This window comes from Kitasatospora sp. NPDC004289 (assembly GCF_053602875.1).
On the sequence record NZ_JBSGEL010000090.1, the window covers coordinates 1 to 21,034 of the forward strand.

A 21,034-nucleotide genomic window follows, 5' to 3' on the forward strand; every position below is an offset into this window, starting at 1 on the left:
GTCTCCCCCTCCGGGGCGCGGCCCCCCTCGGCTGGGGGCCGGGCCCGATCGGGCCGTCGCCGGGCCGGGGCCGGCGCAGGATCAGAACTGCTGCACGAAGTACGGCTCGACGGTCATCCAGCCGTTGCCCCGGGCGCCGTTGAGGCGGCCCGAGCTGCCCCGCGCGAGGGTGTACCAGGACTCCACGTAGTCCGGGTCGTCCACCCACCAGGAGGCGGGCATGGCGCCCAGCACCGCGTTCACCAGCGGGATGTACGCGCCCTGGTCGGCGATGGTCAGCAGCACGGCGGCGATCGCCTGGGCGAGGGCCAGGTAGTTGGTGTCGCCGTCGTCCTCCATCAGGACCACGTCGGCCAGGTTGTACTTGTAGTTCGACCAGTTCACCAGGATCTGGTTCGGGTAGTAGGTGGTGCCGTCGTACTGGAGGTACGGCATGGCCACCGAGTCGACCCGGACCTTGCCGTCCAGCCCGAAGCCGCTCACCAGCGCGAACATCTCGGCCGCGCCCTTAAACCAGGGCTCCTCGTCGTCCGACACCCGCACCGAGGTGATCTTCGTGCCCCACCAGCCGCCGGACAGGGCCTGCGCGGCCTCCGCGGGGGCGATGCCCCGGGCGCCCAACTCCCGCTGCAGCACGGCCGTCCCGGCCGCCAGGGCCTTCGCCCCGTCGAGGTCGACCAGGTACACCGGGCGGGCGGGCAGCTCGGCCGTGGCGAGCTCGTGCGCCCGTCCGGCGCTGTCGTACGCCCGCACCGTGCGGGCGTGGTCGTCGGTCACGGCGGTCGCCACCAGCGGCTCGGCCCCCGCGGCCAGCGCGCCGCGCATCGAGGGATCGGCCAGCTGGACCCGCAGCAGCGGGCCGAGGTCGGCGCTCAGGCCCTTCGCCGAGGCGATGCTCCGGTCCGCCTTCGCGGTGGCCTCGGCCAGTCCGCGGGCGGCGGGGCCCGCCGCGGCCGCCGCGAGCGGTGCCAGCGCGGCGGGGGCGTCGGTGGTGGCGGTCGCGGCGCGCACGCGCTCCCGCACGGCCGGGTCGGCGAGGGCGGAGGCGAGGGTGCGGGCGACCCCGTCCTCGATCGCCGCCACCCGGGAGGCGGAGTGTCCGGCGGAGGCGGGCGCGGGCAGCGGGGCGGGGGCGGCCAGGGCCTGGCCCGCGCCGAGGGCGAGCAGGGGCAGGGCCGCGAGGGTGGCGGCGGCGCGGCGCAGGCGGGTGTGACTGCGGGGCATGCGGGATCTCCAGACTCGTCGGGTGAGGGCGTCGGAGCGGTGGAGCAGCGCCGGGGATCAAGAACGTCGGCGCCATGACAAGTGAAGGGCCAACCCGGCCCCAGTTCAAGCCCCGGGACGGCGAACGCCCGGTCCGCAACACGTGAACGCGCATAGACGGGAAACCTCCCGCCCGCCCGGCCGCCCCCTCTCCGGCAACCCTGGCGTTGTCCGGCGCGAGCCCTCCGCGAGCGCCTAGCATCCCCGCCATGAGCATCGACGGGTACTACGCGCGCCTCTCCCCCACCGACCTCGGGCGGGCCCTCGCCGACCCGGACACCGCAAGGGAGTTGACCGATCCGCAGGAGCAGTCCCCCGACCGGCGGCACTGCGTCGGCCCGTACTGGGACGCCATCGCCTTCCTGCTCCGCCGCCGCGGCCTCCCGGTGGACCTGGTGCGCGGCGGCACCGAACTCACCGGCGCGGCCGACCTCGGCTTCGGCCCGCCCCGCTACCTGACGCCCGACCAGGTCCGCTGCCTGGTCGAGGCCCTGGACGCCATCGCCCCCGACACCCTCGCCCAGGACGTCACCGGCGCCGACCTCACCACCGCCGGCGTCCACCCCCTCTCCCACTGGGACCACGACGGCTCCCTCGACTCCGCCGCCGGCGCCTACCAGGACCTGCTCGCCTTCCTCCGTACCACCGCCCGTTACCACCAGGCCGTACTCTTCTGGACGGCCTGACCACCCGTCACCACGCAGCAGGGAGCTCCCGTGGAGGACCCCGAGTTCACCGTCACGGTGGACCGCGCCCCGCCCTCCGGCACCGCGCCCCTCCTGGAGGTCCGGGCGATCACCGACCTGAGCCTCTGGCAGGGCCGACGCCTCCTCGACGGCCCGCTGCCCGCTCCCCTGATGCCCCCGGTCCAGCTGGACGCCGCCCTCGACGCCGCCCGCCGCCTGCGCGCGACCGGCGTGGAGGTCACCGTCGACTGCACCGCCTGACACCGCACCGTCCCCGCCGACGGCACCCTCCTCGACCCGGGGCCCTGCGCCGCGCTCCCGTGGCTCATCACGGCCCACTGCCGCGCCAACTCGCTCACCTCCTGCGACTGCTGGTTCTGCACCGACCACGGACCGATGCCCAGCTACACCGTCTGACGCCCGCCCGGGCCCCGGTCCGCTCCTCGCCCGGGGACCTGGCGGGATCCGGACCTCCGCTGGCGCTCACGCTCCTGGCCCGGCCCGGCTCCGCCGAGCCATGATCGGGGCACCCCCGAGCGTCAGGAGTCCCCGTGCCCGCCAGCGCAGTCCGCCAGGTCCCCCACGTCCGCCGTGCCCGCCCCGACGACCTCGCCCGGATCGCCGAACTGGCCGCCGAGCACGCCGCCTACGAGCGGGCCGCCCCGCCCCCGGCCGACCTCGCCGACCGCCTGGCCCGGCTGCTCTTCGACGCACCGTCACCCCGCCTGCGCTGCTTCGTCGCCGACCCGGGCGACGGTGGCGCCCCGATCGGCTACGCCACCTGCGCGCCCGAACTCTCCACCTGGGACGGCGCCGAGTACCTCCACCTCGACTGCCTCTTCCTGCGCGACGGCCACCGCGGCCACGGCCTCGGCGCCCGCCTGATGGACGCCGTCGTCACCGAGGCCCACGCCCTCGGCCTCGCCCAGGTCCAGTGGCAGACCCCGCCCTGGAACACCGACGCCATCCGCTTCTACGACCGCCTCGGCGGCCGCGCCACCACCAAGCAGCGCTACAGCCTGCCCACCACCCCGGTCGCGGCGGCCGGGGCCTGACCCACCGTCACACCCCGGCCGCCCGCGTCCGGTCGGCTACCCGGCCCGCTCCAGCCGGCAGCTCCCGCCCGCGCACTGCCGCTCCAGCCGCCCGCGCGAGACGGTCTGCACCAGCCCGAGCACCCAGCAGGCCGGACAGCCCCGCAGTGCCAGCAGCCCCACCGGCAGGAGCAGCAGCGCCACCCACCCCACCACCGGCAGCAGCGCGAACGCACCCACCAGGGCGCCGAAGCCGATCCCTCCCCGGACGAGGTGCACCGGCAGGGACCGGCTCGCGTACGACGGCCCCGGACTCCCCTTCACCGACACGTCGTCTCCTCCCGCACCCGCTCCAGGTCCTCCCGCACCGCAGCCCGTGCCCGGTGCAGCCGCGACTTCATGGCCGGCGTGCTCAGCCCGAGCGCGTCGGCCACCGTCCGGCCCGGCAGTCCCTGGACGTCCCGCATGATCAGCACCCGCCGCTGGTCGTCCGGCAGCGCGGCGACGGCCGCGGCCACCCGCTCGACCTCCAGCCCCGCCAGCGCGTCCTCCTCCGCCGAGGGTGCGAGCGCCTCCGGGCCCGTCTCGCCCGCGTGCACCAGCTGACGCGCCCTCCGCAGGCACTCGTTGCGCACGATCCGGAACATCCACGAGGCCAGCGCGGCACTCGCCCGCAGCGTGCCCACCTTCCGGAACAGCACGATCATCGCGTCCTGCGCCGCGTCCTCCGCGTCCTGGCTGCTGGCGCAGAGCGAGAAGGCGAACCGCCGCACGTGCGGGTACGCCCCGGCGACCAGCACCGCGATCGACGCCTCGTCACCCTCCTGCGCCGCCACCACCAGCCGCTCCGAGGGCCAGGCCCCGACCGCCCCCCTAACCACGCCGCCCCTTCCGCGCCCGCAGCACCACCACGCACGTGCACGTCAACACGGCCAGCACCACCACACCCACCACGACTCCGGTCATCGGACCTCCCGCACTCCGGCGGACCCCTCGGGACCGCTCGACCATAAGAGGCCCACCACGCGAAAAGGATTCGGGCCACCGGCGGCCGTCAGTAGTAACCCTCCATCAGCTCCGTGGCCCAGCCCGGCTGGACCTGCTCCCCGCGCGGCCCGAACTCCGCCATCCAGGGCTTGATGTCCAGCACCGGCGTGCCGTCCACGGCGTCGAGCCCGGCGACGTGGACGTCCAGGCCCTCCACCCGCAGCAGCACGCAGCGCGACACCCCGAGCCGGTTGGGCCGGTTCTTCCCGCGCTGCGCGAAGATTCCCACCAGCGGCCAGTCCTCGTTGCCGCGCGGGTGGCGGGCACCGGTCTCGACCCGCTCCGGCGGGACCCGGTCGAAGTGGAAGACCACCTCCAGGTGCGAGAACCCCTCCAGCCCGTACAACGCCTCGGGCCCGAAGCGCGCGGCGTCCAAGCGGATCACCGCCTCCACCCCCGCCCAGTCGTCGTCCTCCACCGGCACCCGACCGCCGACCACCTGGCCGACGGGCTCCAGTCCGATCACATCCGCCCCCTTCCCCCGAGTCATGATCACGCCCTGCGCCCCGAACCCTACGACGCCCGCGCCCCGACCGTAGCGGCCCGGTCAGAGTCGACGGCCTGCGCCCAGCTCCAGCCGCTCACCGGCGAAGCGTTCGCGGAAGCCCCGGTCGTGGGAGACGGCGACCACTGCTCCCGGGTAGACGGCGAGGGCGCTCTGGAGGTCCTCGACCAGGTCGAGGGCGATGTGGTTGGTCGGCTCGTCGAGGATCAGGAGGTCGGCCGGGTTGGTCACCAGGATCGCGATCTGGAGGCGGCGCTGCTGTCCGGCGGAGAGTGCGGCCACCGGGACGTACAGGTCCTCCGCGCGGAACAGCCCCAGGGAGAGCAGCACTTCGGCGTGCTCCTCCGGAAGCCCTGGTCGGCCGGCCGCGAAGGCCGCCAACAGCGGGCGGCGGCTGAAGCGCACGGGCAGCTCCTGCGCGAGGTACCCGATCCGGGCGGGGCGGCGGACGACGCCCTCGTCCGGCTCCAGGTCACCGGCCAGCACGCGCAGCAGGGTGCTCTTCCCCGCCCCGTTCTCACCGGTCACCAACAGCCGCCCACCCTGGCGGACCACCAACTCCCCCTCCAGGGACAGCCGTTGACCGACCCGTACCCCCACGAGCTCCGCGAGGGAACCGTCCGCATGGCCCCCATCCGCCCCTCCCGCCACTCCCGCCGCGAACCGCAGCGGCACCGGCGGCCGCGCCACCGGATGGCGCCGCAGCCAGGCCAGCCGCTCGCGCGCCGACCGCACCTGCCCGCCGAGCTTCGCCTCGCTGGAGCGCCGGTACTTGCCGAAGCCCTGCTTCGGGTCCGGCGCCGTGGTGGCGAGCCGCCGGGCCGCCGCCGCCAACAGCTCCTCCGTGTCGGCGAGTTCCTCCGTCCACTCCGCGTACCGCTGCTCCGCCCCGCGCCTGGCGGCGGCCTTCGCGGCCCGGTAGCCGGCCCAACCGTCGCCGTAGCGCCGCACGGTGTGCTCCTCACGGTCGACCTCGAGGATCGTCGTGGCGATCCGCTCCAGGAAACCCCGGTCGTGGGTGACCGCGACGACGGTGCCCCGGTGGGCCCGCAGGTGGTCCTCCAGCCAGGCCACGGCCGCCGCGTCGAGGTGGTTGGTCGGCTCGTCCAGCAGCAGCAGTTCGGGGGCGGCGGCCAGCACGCAGGCCAGCGCGAGCCGCGACTGCTCCCCTCCGGACAGCGAACCGAGCACCCGCTCCCGGGTGATCCCGGTCAGTCCGAGCCCGTGCAGCGCGGCGTCCACCCGGGTGTCGGCCAGGTACCCGCCCCGCTCCTCGAAGGCGGTCAACAGCTCGCCGTACACGGCGAGTTCGTCGTCCGAGGCATCGGCGAGCTCCGCCTCGACCTCGCGGAGCCGCCGCTCCATGCCGCGCAGTTCGGCCAACGCGAGGTCGACGGCGTCCTGCACGGTGCGGGACGGGTCGAGCGCCAGGGTCTGGGCGAGGTGGCCGGTGCCGCCGGGGAAGGCGACCGTCACCTCACCGTCGTCGGGCGCCTCCGCCCCGGCGAGCAGCCGCAGCAGGGTGGACTTCCCGGAGCCGTTCTCCCCGACCACGGCCGCCCTCTCGCCCGGACGGACGGTGAAGGAGACCTGGTCGAGGACGGTACGGGTGCCGTAGGACTTGGTGAGGTCACGGACGGACAGCTGCGCCACGGGGGCGGCAGCGGGCATGACGGAACGGGCGCGAGCGCGCATGGGTGTTTTCCTCTGGGTCTGCGGAGGTACGACGGGCTGCGGAGGCGGCGGGATCGCCGTGCCCGGACTCAGACGAAGAAGAGGAAAGCCATGGCCTCACCGTAACAGGACGGACCGTCCCGCCTCGATCCGTTTTCTCCGCCGGTCCGTCAGGCGCGCAGCTCGTACCAGGGGCGGGTCGACCGCTCGGCCGGGGTGCCGTCCAGGACGTGGGCGGTACGGGCGGCCGGGTCGAGCAGGACGGTGGCCAGGCTGGCCCAGCGCTGGCCCAGCGGACTGCCCGGGGCGGGCAGACAGGTGACGGGCGGTTCGCCGGGGCCGGTGACCAGGAGGCGGAGCAGCTCCTGGCCCGTGGTGGCGGCCGGCTCGCGGGTGAGGCGTTCGTCCAGGAACGCGTACCGCTCGCCGGAGTCCGGCTGGTAGAGGTGGCTCTTCTCCTCGGCGGCGGGGGCGGGGGTGAGGAAGTGATTGGTCCGCAGCCAGGTGCCTTCGGTGAGGGCCGGGGCCTCGAAGACGCCGACGGGGCTGAGGTCCAGCAGGACCGCCTGCTCGCTGTCGAAGAGCATGAACGAACCGGAGGAGGTGACCGGAGCCGCGCGCAGCAGCTCGACGGCGTGGCCGACGCTCCCGGCCTCCTCCAGCACCAGCGCGGCCAGGACGTGCACGGGGACGCCGCCGAGGCGGTCGGCGTGGTGGCCGAGGATGTTGAAGTGCAGGGCCAGACCCGCGCTGTTGACCCCGATCTTGGCGAGGATGCCGTGCTCGGTGAGCCCGGCGTAGTCGTGGGCGGCACCGGCGGAGTTGACGGTGTGCCAGTACGCACTGAGCTCCACGTGCCAGTCCCAGGTCTGCACGCCGAGGTGGGTCCGCCGTCCGTCGTCGGCGGTCGACCGCCGTACCACGGTGGAGCACTCGCCCGGCGGGACGGTCCGCGAACGGGCCAGGATCTCGGTGCGGGCGTTGAGCGCCCCGACCTGCCAGGCCTCCACCCCCGCACCCTCCGCGACGCCCTCGATCTGCTCGCGCAGGCCGGAACGGAAGCCACCGACGGCGTCCAGGGCGCGCAGCCCGTCCTCGCGGATCTCGGCGGACGTGATGCCGGAGGCGGCGAACAGCCGCCCGTACGCCTCGAAGGCGCCGGGGAGGGTGGCGGCGAGCTGCCGGCCGCGGGCGCGGCCGCGCTCGCGCGGGTCGGTGCCGGCGACCGCGACGTGGCGGCGGTGCTCGGGGCGGGCGAAGGGCTCGGTCATGTGCTTGCTCCAGGGAAGGGCCGGCGAAGGGTGCCCACAGCCGGCGGAAGGTGCGGCCGGCCGGCGGAGGGTGCCGCCAGCCGGCGAAGGGTGTCAGTGGCCGACGGGCCGGTCGTCGGTCAGCGGTGGGCAACGGCCGTGGCCGGCGCCGGGGCCGCGGCGTGGAGCAGCGGCCGGCCGTCGACCAGGGTGGCGAGGACGGGGTTGACGGCCTGCTGATCGGGCGTCAGGTCGAGCGGGTCGGCGGCGAGGACGGTGAGGTCGGCGAGGTGCCCCGGGGCGATCCGGCCGAGGCGGTCACCGGCGCCGGCCGCGTGGGCGGCGGCCCGGGTCATCCCGGCGTAGGCCTCGCGCGCGGTGACGGCCTGGCCGGGCTGGACGGGGGCGGTGTCCGGGGAGTCCACCGGGCGGCGCAGTTGGGCGTCGGCGAGGGCCGCGCGGGGGTCGCCCTCGCCGATCGGCCAGTCGGAGCCGAGGGCGACGACGGCGCCGTGGTCGAGCAGGTCGCGGGTGCGCCAGCCGCGGGCGGCCCGTTCGGCGCCGATCCGGGTGGACCAGCCGTCGCTGTGGTCGGCCTTGGTCATCCGGGTGCCGTGGACGGGTTGCAGGCTCGCCACCACGCCGAGTTCGGCGAACCGGCCGAGCAGTTCGTCCGGCACCGACTCCAGGTGTTCGATCCGGTGCGGGCCGCCCGCCGCGGGGCCCGCCGCCTCGATGGCGTCGAGGGCGAAGCGGACGGCCCGGTCGCCGATGGCGTGGGTGGCGGTGGGGACGCCGAGGGAGGTGAAGTAGGCGAGCGCCCGGCGGTAGGCGTCCGGGTCCTTCCAGAGCGGGGCGTGGTTCTGGCCGTGCACGTCGGGGTGTTCGAACCAGGCGGAGCCGTTGTCGGCGGTGCCGTCGAGCATGAACTTCACGCCCTCCACCCGCCAGCGGCGCCCGCCCCGGCCCTGCAGCGCGGCGGTCTCGCGCCAGACCTCAGGGGTGGAGTCGGCGGGGACGAGCGGGGAGCAGCGGATCCGGAGCGGCAGGTCGCCGGTGCGCTCGATCTCCCGGTAGACCTCCTCGGAAGGGTCGGTGAAGTCGAGGGCGTGCAGGCCGGTGAGACCCTGGGCGGCCATCCGGTGGAGCTGCTCCGCGACGTACCGCGCGGCCCGCGCCAGCTCCACCTCGGGGTAGTGCGCGAAGACCAGGTCCATCGCCTGGAGTTCGACCACGTACCCGGTCGGGCGTCCGTCCGGACCGACGGCGATCCGGGAGGCGTCGTCGAAGGTCTCGGCGCCGGTGAGCCCGGCCCGCTCCACCGCGGCGGGGCTGACCACCAGGGCGTGGGCGTCACGGGTCATCAGCGAGACGGGGACGCCGGGGAACCGACGGCCGAACACCGCTCCGTCCGGCTCCCCCTCGAAGACGTCGGGGTCCAGGTCGTAGCCCGTGACCCAGCCGCCGGGCACGACGGTGGCGGTCCGCTCGGCGACCGCCGCCAGCACCTGGTCCAGCGTGGTCAGGCCGGCCAGGCCGAGCCCGCTGCCGGTCTCGATGGCGCCCCAGACGGGGTGGGCGTGGACGTCGGTGAGGCCGGGGGTGACGGTGGCTCCGGGGAAGTCCAACACCCGTGTGGCGCCGCCTCGGTGACGGGTCACGAGCTCCTCGCCGCCGACGGCCAGGATGCGGCCGTCCCGGACGGCGACGACGTGCGCCTCATCGGTGTCGGCGACGGTGTCGAAGTTCTGGACCCGCCCGGCCCGGAGGATCAGGTCGGCTTCGGCGTACATGGGGGCCTTTCGGTGGTGGTGGTGCGGTTCGAGCAACAGAGCAGTTCGGTAGGCGAATTCATTCACCGGACGGAACGGTTCACCGCGGTCCGGCCGGCAGCGTCCCGAAGGCGCGCGCCAGCAGCCCGTACGCGGCGGCGGCGCCGACCACCCCCACCGGCACGGCGAGGTTCACCCCGCCGAGCACCTCCGCCACCGGACCGGACCAGGTGCTGGCCCCGGCACAGACCACGGCGGCCCCGATCCCCACCAGTGTCGCGAGCACCCCGGCCGGGTTGATCCCGGCGCGGTACCAGTACGGGCTGCCGGGCCGCTCGTCCAGCAGCGCCCGGCCGTCGTACCGGCCCCGCCGCAGCAGCACGTCGGCGGCGAACACGCCCATGCACGGGCCGGTGACCACGACGACCAGCTCCATCATGGTGTTGACGGCGGTCAGGAAGTCGAAGACCAGCACCGCGAAGAGGGTCAACCCGGCCCCGACGGCACCCACCACCAGCACGGCGGCCGCCCGGGGCAACCGGATGCCGATCGACTGCACGGACAGGCCGGCGCTGTACGCGGTCATCGCGTTGTTGGCCACCGTGTTGCCGACCACGCCGAGCGCGAACACCGGCACGAACCACCCGGGCATCACGCCCTCCAGCGCCCGCTGAGGGTCCGTCATGTCGAGACCGGTCGCCGCCAGCACCCCGACCACCGTGAACACCGCACTGGGGAGGTACGCACCGGCCGCGGTCCAGAGCGCCACCGCCCGCCGGCTGCTGTCCCTCGGCAGGTACCTGGCCAGGTCCGGGCTGTTGGCGTACGACAGCGGCGCGGAGGCCACCAGGGTGAACCCGGCTGCGAGCGCCGCCAGGTGTGCCGTCCCGCGCAGCGGCTCCGCCGGGACGTACGCCCAGTCCGCGCGCAGCACGACCAGCACCGAGACCACCACGAACACCACCGTCAGCAGCACGGTGAGCGCCGGGTAGAGCCGGACGATGGTGGCGTGCCCGAACAGCGCGACCAGTAGGGTCACCCCGGCGATCACGCAGACGACCACCGCCTCCACGGCGGCCGAGGCCGGCAGCCCGACCAGCTCCGGCAACCCCAGCGCGGCGACGGAGGCGGCCGACCAGTTGAGCGCCAGGTACAGCGAGGAGATCAGCCAACCGGTCACCGCCACCACGGCCCGGTTGGCCCGGATCCCGTACATGGCCCGGGAGATGACGGACCCGGCCGTCCCGGCGGCCGGTCCGCTGATGGCCACGTAGCCGGTGAGCAGCCAGAGCAGGTTGCCCGCGAGCACCACCGCGACGGCCTCGCCGAGCGGCAGCCCGAGGAGCACCAGGGCGGCGCCGACCACGAAGCTCAGGTAACTGACGTTGGGCGCGGCCCAGACGGCGAAGAGCTCGGCGGGACGGCCGTGCCGCTCGCCGTCCGGCACCTGGTCGATGCCGCGGGTCTCGACCTGGCCCGCGCGATCGCGCCCGGCGCCTTCACGAGCGGTGGGGGTGTGCGCCATGGGGGTGGCTTCCTTCACTGGGAGGGGAAGACGGCGGTGTCTCCGATGCCGCCGCACCCGCTGGGGGTGCGGGCGCGGCGGCGGAACCAGGCTTATTGGTCACAGCACCAATAGTCTGTTGGTGCGACATCCAATAGGCTGCTCGCCATGACGTCAAGCCCCGGCCCCCGCCCCGCCTCCGCCGCTCCGCGCACCCCGCGCACCCGCAAGGCCCCCGCCGAACGACGGGCCGAGATCCTGGACACCGCGGCCGGCCTGGCCCTCACCGAGGGCCTCGAACGCGTCACCATGCAGCTGGTCGCCGACCGCCTCGGCGTGCGCCCGGGCCTGATCAGCCACTACTTCCCCGCGATCGAGACCCTGCTCTGCGAGGCCTTCACCCACGCCGCCACCCGCGAACGCACCGCCCTGCTCCCACCCGCCGAAGCCGACCTGCCGCCCCTGCGCCGCATGGCCCTCTTCCTCGACCGCGTCAGCAGCCCGGCCTTCACCGACCTCGACCGCCTGTGGCTCAACGCCCGCCACCTCTCCCGCTACCGCCCCGCCCTCCGCGAAGCCGTCGCCGCCCAGGAGGCCCGCACCCGCACCGAACTCACCCAGCTCATCCAGGACGGCGTCACCGCAGGCGAGTTCACCACCGACGACCCCGAAGCCGCCTGCCTCCTCCTCCTGGTGGTCATCGACGGCCTCGGCTCCTACGCCAACGACACCACCGACTACACCCACCCCACCCTCGCCACCCTCCCCCGCACCACCGCCGAACACTACCTCGGCCTCCCCCGCGGCACCCTCACCCCCTGACACCACCCGCGACGGCCCCGAACGGGAATCCCCGGGCGCCACGAGACAGCGGCCGCTGTCCGCACTGTCCTTGACGGGGTGTGTAATGGCGCCCGACCCGCTGCGCCCCGGAGGTACCGATGGCCCGCCTGCACATACGCCACGGACTCGACCCCGACGAGCCGGAACTGCCCGTCGCCGTCCTCGTCGTCGATCCCGAACGCACTCCCGGGGAGCGCGCCGTGGCCCAACTCGGCACCCACTGCCACGAGGTGCACGGCTGGGCCTGCCTCTCGCAGACCGACGGCTGGGTCGAGCACGCACGCGACGGCGGCGACCTGACGATCGCCGTCGCCGTGTACCCGGCCACCCTGCTGGCAGTGGGCGTAGACCCCGCAAACTTCACCGACCGCTCGACCGTCGACTCGGACGCCGTGGTCGTCCTGCGCGCGCAGACCTCAACCGCTCCCGACGCCTCCGTACGACTCTCCGAGGGAACCGCCGTCTTCACCGGCAGCCCGGACGTCCCCCTGGACGAATTGATCGCCACCTACGACGACTGGCCGATGGTCCTCGCGCCCGCGCCCGCATGACCCGCCGACGAACCGCCCGATGCGGCCCACTGTCCGCGCGGCCGTAGGATGCCCACGGCGTCGATCTGATGGGTGCTCACCATGCCTGCTCGCGCGACGAATCACCCGACCACGGGGCCGCACCGTGCCGTGGGCACGCCTGCTCCAGCACAAGGGTCTGAGCCAGTGTCAGCAGTGCCGCCACCCGGTGAGCCGCCGGTCGTCCGTGCCGAGGTCGTCGTCACCGGCGAGGTTGCCGAGGCCATCACGGCCTTGGCCAAGCTCCTCGGTCGAACCCCCGAGGAGCTCGCGATCGAGCACGCTGCCGGAATCTTCCCGATCCCCGACGGACCGAACAACCTGGACTGGGGCCTGTTCGACAGCGGCGAGCTCGCACCTAAGAGGCGCGCCACTCCGCAGCAGACCTGATGCTGCCGTAGGAGTGCCACGCGATCGGCCTCACCGATGCGACGAACCCTGGCCTGTCCGCCCGCGTTCAGCGCCGGAACAGCCCGCGCAGTCCCCGAGGCCTGGGCTTCTCGCCCTCCGACGCGGCGAGCCGGGTGGCGGCATGGACGGGGGTGGACTCCTCCAGGATCCGCTCGACCGCCGCGATGAAGGCCTCCGGGTCGGCGGCGGGGCCCGGACCGAGGTTGAGGTGGCTGCCGTCGGCGGTCCATTCGCCGAGGACCGTGTACGGCTGACGGTCGATCGGGCTGACGCCGTGTTCGAGGGTCAGGTAGCGGCACTGCTCGGCCTCGCCGACCTGGACCACCGCCACCAGGTGCGCCTCGGACGGCGCCACCGCCGGCGGCAGGACGACGACCAGGGCCCGGTAGCCGTCACGCCGGACCAGCTCGGCGGACAGACCGTCGGCGGGCAGGCGCTCCTCCTCCGGGAGCCTCTCGCCGTACCCGTCCCAGAGCTGCGTGAGCCCCCCGGTGAATCCGGCGTCCGGCTCGTGGTCCAGCATCTGCGGCCCGAGGTCCCGTGCCAGCCCCGCCAACAGCCGGTGTGCGTAACGGTAGTGATGGGCCCTCGGCCCGGCCCCGTCGATCGTCGTCATGTCGATCATCATGGCCGCCCCGCCCGAACAGCGAGTGAACTGCCGGATGACGGTTCGCAGGCGCAGCACGGTACAGGGGTCCGAGTGGGGATTCCGGAGCTCCACAATCCCTTCGCGCACTCTCTCGGCCTGGGGCTAGAGTGCCCGCCATACGACACCGCCCTTCGGGGCGACGGGGGAGGAATTCCACACCATGGCAAGGCATTTGAGACGTCTGCGGGCCCTGCGCCCCATGAGCGTCGTCACCGCTGCGGCGATCGGACTGGCGGGAGTGGTCCTGTCCGCGACGGGTGCGGCGGCCGCACCGCCCATCGGCCAGGTACCGCAGGTCTCGCTGGCCTACACGGACGAGCGCACGCCGACGACGAGTTACCCGCAGCCGACCGGCGAACTGCCGCTGGGCAGTTGGCTCGACGAGGCGGGCACCGCCCACAAGTCGCGCGCCTACGCCTCGTTCGACCTGGCGGGCTACGCCGACAAGGACGCCAAGAAGCGGGTGGTCTCCGCCTGGCTCATCTTCGGCGAGACCTCGGCCACCAGCTACGTCCCGCGCAGCATCGAGGTCTGGCAGACGGCGACGTCGGCCAACCCCGTCACCTGGCGCCGGGCACCCGCCGAGCGCAAGCTGCTGGGCACCGTGACCACCAGCGCCGGCGGCCCCGCCGCCTACATGCGCCTGGACCTGACGGCGGCGGCCGCGGCCGCCGCGACCACGGACGGCCACACGCTCTCGCTGGAGCTGCGGCTGCCCGAGGCCGACGAGTCGAACAGCGCACTGGGGCGTCACCTGAACACCCGGATGTTCTTCTACGCCACGGCCAACACCAAGCCGGGAGCTCCCACCGAGCTCTACACCCAGGACCGCGCGTGCGCGACCACGACGCCGCACCCGTTCATCCCGACCCTGACCCCGTCGCTGACCGCGATGCTGCACGACCCGGACCCGTCCGACGAGTACCTCACCGGTCACTTCGCGATCTGGCCGACGGACAGCCCCGAGCAGCGCACCGAGTTCACGGGCACGAACATGCTCAGGGAGTACGGGCGGAGCGCCTCCGTCCCGGCCGGGCTGCTCGCTGACGGGGGCACGTACAGCTGGCAGGTCCAGGGCGGTGACGGCACGGACCGGTCCGCCTGGTCCAAGCCCTGCACCTTCCGCGTCGACACCAGCCTGCCCACCGCCGCGCCCGTGCTGACCTCCACGAACTACCCGGCCGGCCAGACCGTGCCCGGCGGGGTCCCCGGCGAGTTCACGCTCAAGGCCAACTCGGTCGCCGACGTGGCGGGTTACCAGTACAGCTGGAGCCAGGACTTCCCGGTCAACGGCTGGTGGGACGGACCGAACGGCGTGCCGGTGTACACCGACCCGTTCTCGCTGCCGGGCACCGTCCGGGCCTCCCGGCTCGGCGGGGCGGCGACGCTCTCGCTGACGCCGCCGCGCAGCGGGCCGAACGTGCTCTACGTCCGCAGCGTGGACCGGGCGTTCAACCCGTCGCCGGCCACCAGCTACTGGTTCTACGTCCCGGACACCGCCCCCGTCGTGACCGGTCTGCCCGACCCGGTGCTGCTCGGGACGCCCTTCACCCTGCACCTGGCGCCGAACGCGAGCCTCGCCACGGCCGACAGCTACACCGTCCAGCTCAACTACGAGACGCCGTTCACCGTCCCGGCGGCCAGTGACGGCACCGCCTCGGTGCCCTTCACCCTCGACCGCGAGGGAGGCAACGTGATCACGGTCCGCAGCCACAGCCCGAACGGCTGGGTCAGCTCCGAGTCCCGGGTCTTCGCCCACGTGGACACCAGCCCGACCGTCACCTCCGAGGTCTATCCGGAGTACACCGGCGAGGAGGCGGCCACCGGCGGCGTCGGGGTCGCCGGAGTCTTCACGTTCGCCCCGAAGGTCCAGAACACCGCGTCCTACACCTACTCCTTCGACTGGGGCACCACGACGACCGTCCCCGCGGAGGCCGACGGGACCGCGCAGGTCTCCTGGACCCCTGACACGAACGGGGTGCACACCCTCACCGTGTACGCGAAGGACCGGAGCGGGAAGACCTACCAGACCCGCTACTACGAATTCAACGTGAGCTGACGCTCCGACGGTGGCCAGGGAGGGGGCACGCCACCACGGCGTGCCCCCTCCGGCCGTTGGCGGGGCGGCGGAGAGCTCGTCGCGGCTCGCCGGTGCCCTGCTTGGATGGGGGCTCCCCTGGACTTCGAGAGGTGAACGGGCTTGCTGATGAGCCGTGAAGAAGCGGTCACGCTGGTGCGGAAGGTCATGGACGTCGAGTACGACGAGCGCGAGATGGATCGCGTGCTGGAACGGCTCGACCGGGCGCTCGGCTGTCCGACCGGCCACGTCGCCGGTCTGGTCTTCTGGCCCGAGGACGGGCAGGTGCGGAGCGCCTCCGAGGTGGTCGACCGGGCTCTGGCGTACCGGCCGATCGCCCTGTGACCGCCCCCGGGCCGCCCGTGCTCCGCTCCTGACGTTCCGTCGACGCGGTCCGGGGCGGAGGCCGTGGCTGCTGCCGTGGATCTCCGGTGTGCCGTAGGGTCGGCCAATGGCGAAGTACTTCGACGTGCACCCAGAGTCCCCCCAGCCCCGCACCATCAACACGGTGGCGGACAGCCTCCGCTCGGGCGCCCTCATCGCGTACCCGACCGACTCCTGTTTCGCCCTCGGCTGCCAGCTCGGCAACCACGAGGGGTTGGAGCGGATCCGGACGATCCGGCGGCTGGACGACCGGCACCACTTCACCCTGGTGTGCGAGGACTTCGCGCAGCTGGGGCAGTTCGTGCAGCTCGACAACAACGTGTTCCGCGCCGTCAAGGCGGCGACCCCCGGGAGCTACACCTTCATCCTCCCGGCCACCAAGGAGGTGCCGCGCCGCCTCCTCCACCCCAAGAAGAAGACCGTCGGCGTCCGCATCCCCGACCACGCCGTCACCCGCGCCCTGCTCGCCGAGCTCGGCGAACCGCTGGTCTCCAGCACCCTGATCCTCCCCGGTGACGAGGAGCCGATGACGCAGGGGTGGGAGATCAAGGAGCGGCTCGACCACGTCCTGGACGCCGTGCTGGACTCCGGTGACTGCGGCACCGAGCCGACCACCGTCATCGACTTCTCCGACGGCGAGGCGAACATCGTCCGCCGCGGGGCCGGTGACACCTCCCGCTTCGAGTAGTGCCGCAGGAGCCGGTCAACGAACCCGTACGGGCAGGGACTTGAGCCCGTTCTGGAAGTTGGAGACCAGCCGGACGGGCTCCCCCGCCGGCTCCAGCTCCGGCAGGCCCGTGACCACCTCCCGCACCATCGCCCGCATCTGCACCCGCGCCAGCTGCGCACCGAGGCAGAAGTGCGGACCGTCACCGAAGCTCACGTGCTCGTGGCCCGACCTCCCGGGGCCAAACCGCCCAGGGTCGAAGCGGTCGGGGTCCGCGAAGACGGCCGGGTCACGGTTGGCGGCGGCGTGGTAGACGACCACCTTGTCGCCACGCCGCAGCCGCTGCCCGCCCAGTTCGACGTCGTGGGTGACGGTGCGCCGGAAGTCGATCACCGGAGGCCAGTACCGCAGCATCTCCTCCACCACGGCGGGCGTGCGCGAGGGATCGGCCCGTAGGCGCCGGTACTCCTCGGGGTGGGCGAGCAGGGTGTGCAGGCCACCGGGCACGCCGTTGCGCAGCGTCTCGTTGCCGGCCACCGCGAAGAGGAAGAAGGTCGTCTCGAACTCCTGCTCCGTCAGCCCGCCGTCGACCATCCGGGCCAGCACGCTGCCGGGAGCCGGCCGCCGGGCCAGGCCGTGCGCGTACGCGAACATGTCGGCCAGCGCCGCCCGGGAGCGCGGGTTGACGGGCCGTCCGTCCGGCCGGACCAGGTCCTCCGGGCGCGGACGGACGGCGACCGCCGCGCGCCCCAGTGCGCTCAGACCTGACGTATCCGCAGCCGCTTCGGCATGGTCGGAGTCCTGGTAACCGATCACCCGGTCGGCCCAGCCCGCGAGCAGCCTCCGGTCCTGGTCGGGCACCCCCATGATCCGGGCCAGGGTCCAGACCGGCAGGTCGGCCGCCAGGCGGACGAGGTCGAGGGGGCCCGCGGCGAGCAGCGGCCGGGCGGCGCGCACGAGCGCCGCGGCCCGCTCCTCGATCCCCGCCGTCAACTCCCGTACCGCGCGCGGGGTGAAGGCGGCGGCGACGATGCGGCGCAGCCGCACGTGGTCGGGCGGGTCCTGGTTGAGCATCATCGTGCGGGCGAAGGCCAGCTCGGCGGCGGTGTCGGGGTCGCGGATCTGGGTGGCGCCGAGGTGCGAGGAGTAGGTCGCGGGGGTGCGCAGGACGTGCCGGACGTCGGCGTGCCGCAGCACCGCCCAGTAGCCGGGCCCGGCCGGCCAGTCGCCCACCGCGGGCTCCTCGACCCATCGGACCGGGGTGGCCGACCGGAGCTCCCGCAGGAGCGGGTACGGCACTCCTTCGGCGTAGGTGGCGGGGAGGAAGATCCGGTTCACCTGTTCCTGGTCCAGGGGCACGGGGCCTGACGCTACGGCAGATCCGCCGTTTGGTGAAGCACGTCACGGCTTTGCCCCGTCCCCAAGGCGGGCCCGGACGTGTAGGTTCCTGCCTCCAAGGGACTCTCCGCGGATCACCCCGCCGGAGTGCGCCCGTCGACTGCTGCGCCCGCGTCGAACACCGTCGAACACCTTGTGCACCAACCCCCTTTCAGCGGCTCCATCCGACGAGAGAGATCACGAGAGATGTCTGCAGACGACTCCGCGCACCACCCTCCCCAGACCATCGGCGTGGTAGCCGAGTCGATCTCCGGGGAGACCCGGGTCGCGGCGACCCCGTCCACGGTGCGCGGCCTGCTCGCGCTCGGCTACCAGGTCGTCGTCGAGTCCGGCGCCGGCACGTCCTCCGGGTTCAGCGACGAGGCCTTCACCGAGGCCGGTGCGGCGGTCGGCGACGCCTGGGCGGCCGAGGTCGTGCTGAAGGTGAACGCCCCCTCCGCCGACGAGATCGCCCGCCTGAAGAAGGGGACCACGCTGGTCGGCATGCTGGCGCCCGCCCAGCGGCCGGAGCTGCTGGAGGCGCTGGCGGAGCGTCAGGTCACCGCGCTGGCGCTGGAGGCGGTGCCGCGGATCTCCCGGGCGCAGTCGATGGACGTGCTCAGTTCGATGGCGAACATCGCCGGGTACCGGGCGGTGATCGAGGCCGCGCACGTCTTCGGGCGCTTCTTCACCGGGCAGGTGACGGCGGCGGGCAAGGTGCCGCCGGCCAAGGTGCTGGTGGCGGGCGCGGGCGTGGCCGGGCTGGCCGCGATCGGTGCCGCCTCCAGTCTGGGCGCGATCGTCCGGGCGACCGACCCGCGGCCGGAGGTGGCCGACCAGGTGAAGTCGCTGGGCGGCGAGTACCTGCCCGTGGAGGTCGCCCAGGAGGCCAGCACCGACGGGTACGCCAAGGCGACCTCGGCCGACTACGACCGGGCGGCGGCCGAGCTGTACCACGCGCAGGCACGGGACGTGGACATCGTGGTGACCACCGCGCTGATCCCCGGCCGCCCGGCGCCGCGGCTGCTGACGGCCCGTGACGTGGCGGCGATGAAGCCGGGCAGCGTCATCGTGGACATGGCCGCCTCGCAGGGCGGCAACGTCGAGGGCACGGTGGCCGGCCGCACGGTGGTGACCGAGAACGGCGTCACGATCATCGGCTACACCGACCTGGCCTCGCGCCTGCCCGCGCAGGCCTCGCAGCTGTTCGGCACCAACCTGGTCAACCTGCTGAAGCTGCTGACCCCCGGCAAGGACGGCCACCTGACGGTCGACTTCGAGGACGTGGTGCAGCGGGCCGTCACCGTGGTCCGCGAGGGCGAGATCACCTGGCCGCCGCCCCCCGTCTCGGTCTCGGCCGCACCGGCCGCGCAGGCCAAGCCCGCGCCGGTCGCCGTCGCGGAGCCGAAGGCGTCGAAGCTGACCCCGGCGGTGCGCTTCGGGCTGATCGGCCTCGGGATGCTCGCGGTGTTCGCCCTGGTGGCCTTCGCGCCGGCCCAACTGGGCCGGAACTTCACGGTGTTCTCGCTCGCCGTGGTGATCGGCTACTACGTCATCGGCAAGGTGCACCACGCGCTGCACACCCCGCTGATGTCGGTGACCAACGCGATCTCCGGGATCGTGGTGGTCGGCGCCCTGCTCCAGGTCGGGCACGAGAGCGTGCTGGTCACCGTGCTCTCGGCGGTGGCGATCCTGCTCACCAGCATCAACGTCTTCGGCGGTTTCGCCGTCACCCGTCGCATGCTCGGCATGTTCTCCTCCTCCCCCGAAAGGCGTTGAGCCCGATGACCTCCTTGACGGCCGCGAACGCCGCGGACCTGGTCGCCGCCCTGCTGTTCATCCTCAGCCTGGCGGGGCTCTCGCAGCACCGCACCGCCCGCGCGGGTGTCGCGTACGGCATCGCCGGCATGGCCCTCGCCCTCGCCGCCACCGTGATCGTCGCCTCCCGTTCGATCAACGCCGGGGCCGTGACCCTGATCGTGGTCGCGATGGCGGTCGGCGGGGCGATCGGCCTCTGGCGGGCCAAGCGGGTCGAGATGACCGAGATGCCCGAACTCATCGCCGTGCTGCACAGCTTCGTCGGTCTGGCCGCGGTACTGGTCGGCTGGAACAGCTACCTCGAGGTGGAGGCGCACGGCGCCGCGCAGACCGCGGTCGGCGCGGACCTGCTGGGCATCCACCACGCCGAGGTGTTCATCGGCATCTTCATCGGCGCGGTCACCTTCACCGGCTCGATCGTCGCCTTCCTCAAGCTCTCCGCCCGGATCAACTCCCGCCCGCTGATGCTGCCGGGCAAGAACGCACTCAACCTCGGCGCGCTCGGCGCCTTCGTCGGCCTCACGGTCTGGTTCACCGTCAGCCCGGGCCTGGGCCTGATGATCGCGGTCACCGTGCTGGCGCTGGCGCTCGGCTGGCACCTGGTGGCCTCGATCGGCGGCGGCGACATGCCGGTCGTCGTCTCGATGCTCAACAGCTACTCGGGCTGGGCGGCCGCGGCGGCGGGCTTCCTGCTGGACAACAACCTGCTGATCGTGACCGGGGCACTGGTCGGCTCCTCCGGTGCCTACCTCTCCTACATCATGTGCAAGGCGATGAACCGCTCCTTCGTCTCCGTCATCGCGGGCGGCTTCGGCGTCGAGGCACCGGCCTCCGGCGGCGGCGAGGAGGAGGGCGAGCACCGCGAGGTGCAGGCCGCCGAGGCGGCCGAACTCCTGGCCGAGGCACGGTCGGTGATCATCACCCCCGGCTACGGCATGGCCGTCGCCCAGGCCCAGCACCCCGTCGCCGAGCTGACCCGCCGGCTGCGCGAGCGCGGCGTCGAGGTCCGCTTCGGCGTCCACCCCGTGGCGGGCCGGCTGCCCGGGCACATGAACGTGCTGCTGGCCGAGGCCAAGGTGCCGTACGACATCGTCCTGGAGATGGACGAGATCAACGACGACTTCGCGGACACGGACGTGGTCCTGGTCATCGGGGCCAACGACACCGTCAACCCGGCCGCCGAGGAGGACCCGACCAGCCCGATCGCCGGCATGCCGGTGCTCAAGGTCTGGGAGGCGGGCCAGGTCATCGTCTTCAAGCGCTCGATGGCCTCCGGCTACGCGGGCGTGCAGAACCCGCTGTTCTTCCGCGAGAACAGCAGCATGCTCTTCGGCGACGCCAAGCAGAGCGTCGACCAGATCCTGGTCGCCCTGGACGCCCTCACCCCGGCCGGCGCCGGCCGCTGACCCGGAGCCTGCGACCGCCTGACGGTCCGTCGCGAACACCATCGCCGCCCCTGGCGGGCCCCGGACGGGGTCCCGCCAGGGGCGGCGGTGTACTTCCG

The 21,034-nt window shown here is 73.5% G+C and carries 21 protein-coding genes; 11 read left to right on the forward strand and 10 right to left on the reverse strand.

Features of this window, described 5'->3' with window-relative positions; translation table 11 throughout:
• Positions 1-81 precede the first annotated feature (81 nt).
• Entirely contained in the window at positions 82-1,224 is a 1,143-nt protein-coding gene (locus ACWEPF_RS35510) for a DUF3103 family protein (RefSeq protein ID WP_452175827.1), read from the reverse strand.
• 248 nt (positions 1,225-1,472) lie between these two features.
• Here ACWEPF_RS35510 and ACWEPF_RS35515 point away from each other — a divergent pair, with 248 nt between their 5' ends.
• The 3 genes from ACWEPF_RS35515 to ACWEPF_RS35525 all read left to right on the forward strand — a co-directional run bounded on the left by ACWEPF_RS35515 (position 1,473) and on the right by ACWEPF_RS35525 (position 3,004).
• Positions 1,473-1,949 (forward strand): YfbM family protein, encoded by a 477-nt coding sequence (locus tag ACWEPF_RS35515; RefSeq protein WP_452175828.1) that lies wholly within the window; start codon positions 1,473-1,475, stop codon positions 1,947-1,949.
• A 30-nt stretch (positions 1,950-1,979) separates the two neighbouring features.
• Positions 1,980-2,210: a hypothetical protein gene (locus tag ACWEPF_RS35520; RefSeq protein WP_452175829.1), complete on the forward strand. Its 231-nt coding sequence runs from the start codon at positions 1,980-1,982 to the stop codon at positions 2,208-2,210.
• 290 nt (positions 2,211-2,500) lie between these two features.
• Positions 2,501-3,004 carry an N-acetyltransferase family protein gene (locus tag ACWEPF_RS35525; RefSeq protein WP_452175830.1) on the forward strand — a complete coding sequence of 168 codons (504 nt, stop codon included), beginning with the start codon at positions 2,501-2,503 and terminating at the stop codon, positions 3,002-3,004.
• A gap of 36 nt (positions 3,005-3,040) precedes the next feature.
• On the opposite strand, the gene ACWEPF_RS35530 is transcribed toward ACWEPF_RS35525, so the two are convergent.
• From ACWEPF_RS35530 to ACWEPF_RS35560, 7 genes are all read right to left on the reverse strand, one after another.
• Positions 3,041-3,313, reverse strand: coding sequence for a hypothetical protein (locus ACWEPF_RS35530; protein ID WP_452175831.1), 273 nt, complete (start codon positions 3,311-3,313; stop codon positions 3,041-3,043).
• Positions 3,304-3,864, reverse strand: coding sequence for an RNA polymerase sigma factor (locus ACWEPF_RS35535; protein WP_452175832.1), 561 nt, complete (start codon positions 3,862-3,864; stop codon positions 3,304-3,306). Before ACWEPF_RS35535 ends, ACWEPF_RS35530 begins: the two co-directional genes overlap by 10 nt.
• A 173-nt stretch (positions 3,865-4,037) precedes the next feature.
• On the reverse strand, positions 4,038-4,520 hold the full coding sequence (locus tag ACWEPF_RS35540; RefSeq protein ID WP_452175833.1) for an SAM-dependent methyltransferase: 483 nt from the start codon (positions 4,518-4,520) through the stop codon (positions 4,038-4,040).
• 57 nt (positions 4,521-4,577) lie between these two features.
• The gene (gene abc-f / locus ACWEPF_RS35545; RefSeq protein WP_452175834.1) at positions 4,578-6,230 is read right to left on the reverse strand and encodes a ribosomal protection-like ABC-F family protein; all 1,653 of its coding nucleotides are present in this window, start codon (positions 6,228-6,230) and stop codon (positions 4,578-4,580) included.
• Between the two features lie 149 nt (positions 6,231-6,379).
• Positions 6,380-7,480 carry a C45 family autoproteolytic acyltransferase/hydolase gene (locus ACWEPF_RS35550; protein ID WP_452175835.1) on the reverse strand — a complete coding sequence of 367 codons (1,101 nt, stop codon included), beginning with the start codon at positions 7,478-7,480 and terminating at the stop codon, positions 6,380-6,382.
• A gap of 119 nt (positions 7,481-7,599) precedes the next feature.
• The gene (locus tag ACWEPF_RS35555) at positions 7,600-9,252 is read right to left on the reverse strand and encodes an amidohydrolase (protein ID WP_452175836.1); all 1,653 of its coding nucleotides are present in this window, start codon (positions 9,250-9,252) and stop codon (positions 7,600-7,602) included.
• Positions 9,253-9,331: 79 nt separating this feature from the next.
• Positions 9,332-10,756: a purine-cytosine permease family protein gene (locus tag ACWEPF_RS35560; protein WP_452175837.1), complete on the reverse strand. Its 1,425-nt coding sequence runs from the start codon at positions 10,754-10,756 to the stop codon at positions 9,332-9,334.
• Between the two features lie 147 nt (positions 10,757-10,903).
• Between ACWEPF_RS35560 and ACWEPF_RS35565 the strand changes: the two genes are divergently transcribed.
• From ACWEPF_RS35565 to ACWEPF_RS35575, 3 genes are all read left to right on the forward strand, one after another.
• Entirely contained in the window at positions 10,904-11,557 is a 654-nt protein-coding gene (locus ACWEPF_RS35565; protein WP_452175838.1) for a TetR/AcrR family transcriptional regulator, read from the forward strand.
• Positions 11,558-11,676: 119 nt separating this feature from the next.
• Positions 11,677-12,129 carry a hypothetical protein gene (locus ACWEPF_RS35570; RefSeq protein WP_452175839.1) on the forward strand — a complete coding sequence of 151 codons (453 nt, stop codon included), beginning with the start codon at positions 11,677-11,679 and terminating at the stop codon, positions 12,127-12,129.
• A gap of 165 nt (positions 12,130-12,294) precedes the next feature.
• Positions 12,295-12,537: a hypothetical protein gene (locus tag ACWEPF_RS35575; RefSeq protein WP_452175840.1), complete on the forward strand. Its 243-nt coding sequence runs from the start codon at positions 12,295-12,297 to the stop codon at positions 12,535-12,537.
• Between the two features lie 67 nt (positions 12,538-12,604).
• Here the strand turns inward: ACWEPF_RS35575 and ACWEPF_RS35580 are convergent, their stop codons facing one another.
• Positions 12,605-13,174 carry a hypothetical protein gene (locus ACWEPF_RS35580; RefSeq protein WP_452175841.1) on the reverse strand — a complete coding sequence of 190 codons (570 nt, stop codon included), beginning with the start codon at positions 13,172-13,174 and terminating at the stop codon, positions 12,605-12,607.
• A 232-nt stretch (positions 13,175-13,406) separates the two neighbouring features.
• Between ACWEPF_RS35580 and ACWEPF_RS35585 the strand changes: the two genes are divergently transcribed.
• The 3 genes from ACWEPF_RS35585 to ACWEPF_RS35595 all read left to right on the forward strand — a co-directional run bounded on the left by ACWEPF_RS35585 (position 13,407) and on the right by ACWEPF_RS35595 (position 16,356).
• Positions 13,407-15,266 (forward strand): hypothetical protein, encoded by a 1,860-nt coding sequence (locus ACWEPF_RS35585; RefSeq protein ID WP_452175842.1) that lies wholly within the window; start codon positions 13,407-13,409, stop codon positions 15,264-15,266.
• Positions 15,267-15,413: 147 nt separating this feature from the next.
• Entirely contained in the window at positions 15,414-15,629 is a 216-nt protein-coding gene (locus ACWEPF_RS35590) for an e9imm peptide (RefSeq protein WP_452175843.1), read from the forward strand.
• A gap of 106 nt (positions 15,630-15,735) precedes the next feature.
• Entirely contained in the window at positions 15,736-16,356 is a 621-nt protein-coding gene (locus tag ACWEPF_RS35595) for an L-threonylcarbamoyladenylate synthase (protein ID WP_452175844.1), read from the forward strand.
• Positions 16,357-16,371: 15 nt separating this feature from the next.
• Here the strand turns inward: ACWEPF_RS35595 and ACWEPF_RS35600 are convergent, their stop codons facing one another.
• Positions 16,372-17,694, reverse strand: a complete 1,323-nt coding sequence (locus tag ACWEPF_RS35600; protein ID WP_452175845.1) for a cytochrome P450 — start codon at positions 17,692-17,694, stop codon at positions 16,372-16,374.
• Positions 17,695-17,919: 225 nt separating this feature from the next.
• On the opposite strand from ACWEPF_RS35600, the gene ACWEPF_RS35605 reads away from it, so the two are divergent.
• Both ACWEPF_RS35605 and pntB read left to right on the forward strand, forming a co-directional pair.
• Positions 17,920-19,491, forward strand: coding sequence for a Re/Si-specific NAD(P)(+) transhydrogenase subunit alpha (locus ACWEPF_RS35605; RefSeq protein WP_452175846.1), 1,572 nt, complete (start codon positions 17,920-17,922; stop codon positions 19,489-19,491).
• Between the two features lie 5 nt (positions 19,492-19,496).
• The gene (gene pntB, locus ACWEPF_RS35610; protein ID WP_452175847.1) at positions 19,497-20,936 is read left to right on the forward strand and encodes a Re/Si-specific NAD(P)(+) transhydrogenase subunit beta; all 1,440 of its coding nucleotides are present in this window, start codon (positions 19,497-19,499) and stop codon (positions 20,934-20,936) included.
• Positions 20,937-21,034 lie beyond the last annotated feature (98 nt).

Excerpts from the sequence above, each read along its gene's own strand:
- ACWEPF_RS35510 (WP_452175827.1), bottom strand. The coding sequence starts at position 1,224 with ATGCCCCGCAGTCACACCCGCCTGCGCCGCGCCGCCGCCACCCTCGCG.
- ACWEPF_RS35515 (WP_452175828.1), top strand. The coding sequence starts at position 1,473 with ATGAGCATCGACGGGTACTACGCGCGCCTCTCCCCCACCGACCTCGGG.
- ACWEPF_RS35540 (WP_452175833.1), bottom strand. The coding sequence starts at position 4,520 with ATGACTCGGGGGAAGGGGGCGGATGTGATCGGACTGGAGCCCGTCGGC.
- abc-f (WP_452175834.1), bottom strand. The coding sequence starts at position 6,230 with ATGCGCGCTCGCGCCCGTTCCGTCATGCCCGCTGCCGCCCCCGTGGCG.
- ACWEPF_RS35550 (WP_452175835.1), bottom strand. The coding sequence starts at position 7,480 with ATGACCGAGCCCTTCGCCCGCCCCGAGCACCGCCGCCACGTCGCGGTC.
- ACWEPF_RS35555 (WP_452175836.1), bottom strand. The coding sequence starts at position 9,252 with ATGTACGCCGAAGCCGACCTGATCCTCCGGGCCGGGCGGGTCCAGAAC.
- ACWEPF_RS35560 (WP_452175837.1), bottom strand. The coding sequence starts at position 10,756 with ATGGCGCACACCCCCACCGCTCGTGAAGGCGCCGGGCGCGATCGCGCG.
- ACWEPF_RS35565 (WP_452175838.1), top strand. The coding sequence starts at position 10,904 with ATGACGTCAAGCCCCGGCCCCCGCCCCGCCTCCGCCGCTCCGCGCACC.
- ACWEPF_RS35570 (WP_452175839.1), top strand. The coding sequence starts at position 11,677 with ATGGCCCGCCTGCACATACGCCACGGACTCGACCCCGACGAGCCGGAA.
- ACWEPF_RS35580 (WP_452175841.1), bottom strand. The coding sequence starts at position 13,174 with ATGACGACGATCGACGGGGCCGGGCCGAGGGCCCATCACTACCGTTAC.
- ACWEPF_RS35585 (WP_452175842.1), top strand. The coding sequence starts at position 13,407 with ATGAGCGTCGTCACCGCTGCGGCGATCGGACTGGCGGGAGTGGTCCTG.
- ACWEPF_RS35590 (WP_452175843.1), top strand. The coding sequence starts at position 15,414 with ATGAGCCGTGAAGAAGCGGTCACGCTGGTGCGGAAGGTCATGGACGTC.
- ACWEPF_RS35595 (WP_452175844.1), top strand. The coding sequence starts at position 15,736 with ATGGCGAAGTACTTCGACGTGCACCCAGAGTCCCCCCAGCCCCGCACC.
- ACWEPF_RS35605 (WP_452175846.1), top strand. The coding sequence starts at position 17,920 with ATGTCTGCAGACGACTCCGCGCACCACCCTCCCCAGACCATCGGCGTG.
- pntB (WP_452175847.1), top strand. The coding sequence starts at position 19,497 with ATGACCTCCTTGACGGCCGCGAACGCCGCGGACCTGGTCGCCGCCCTG.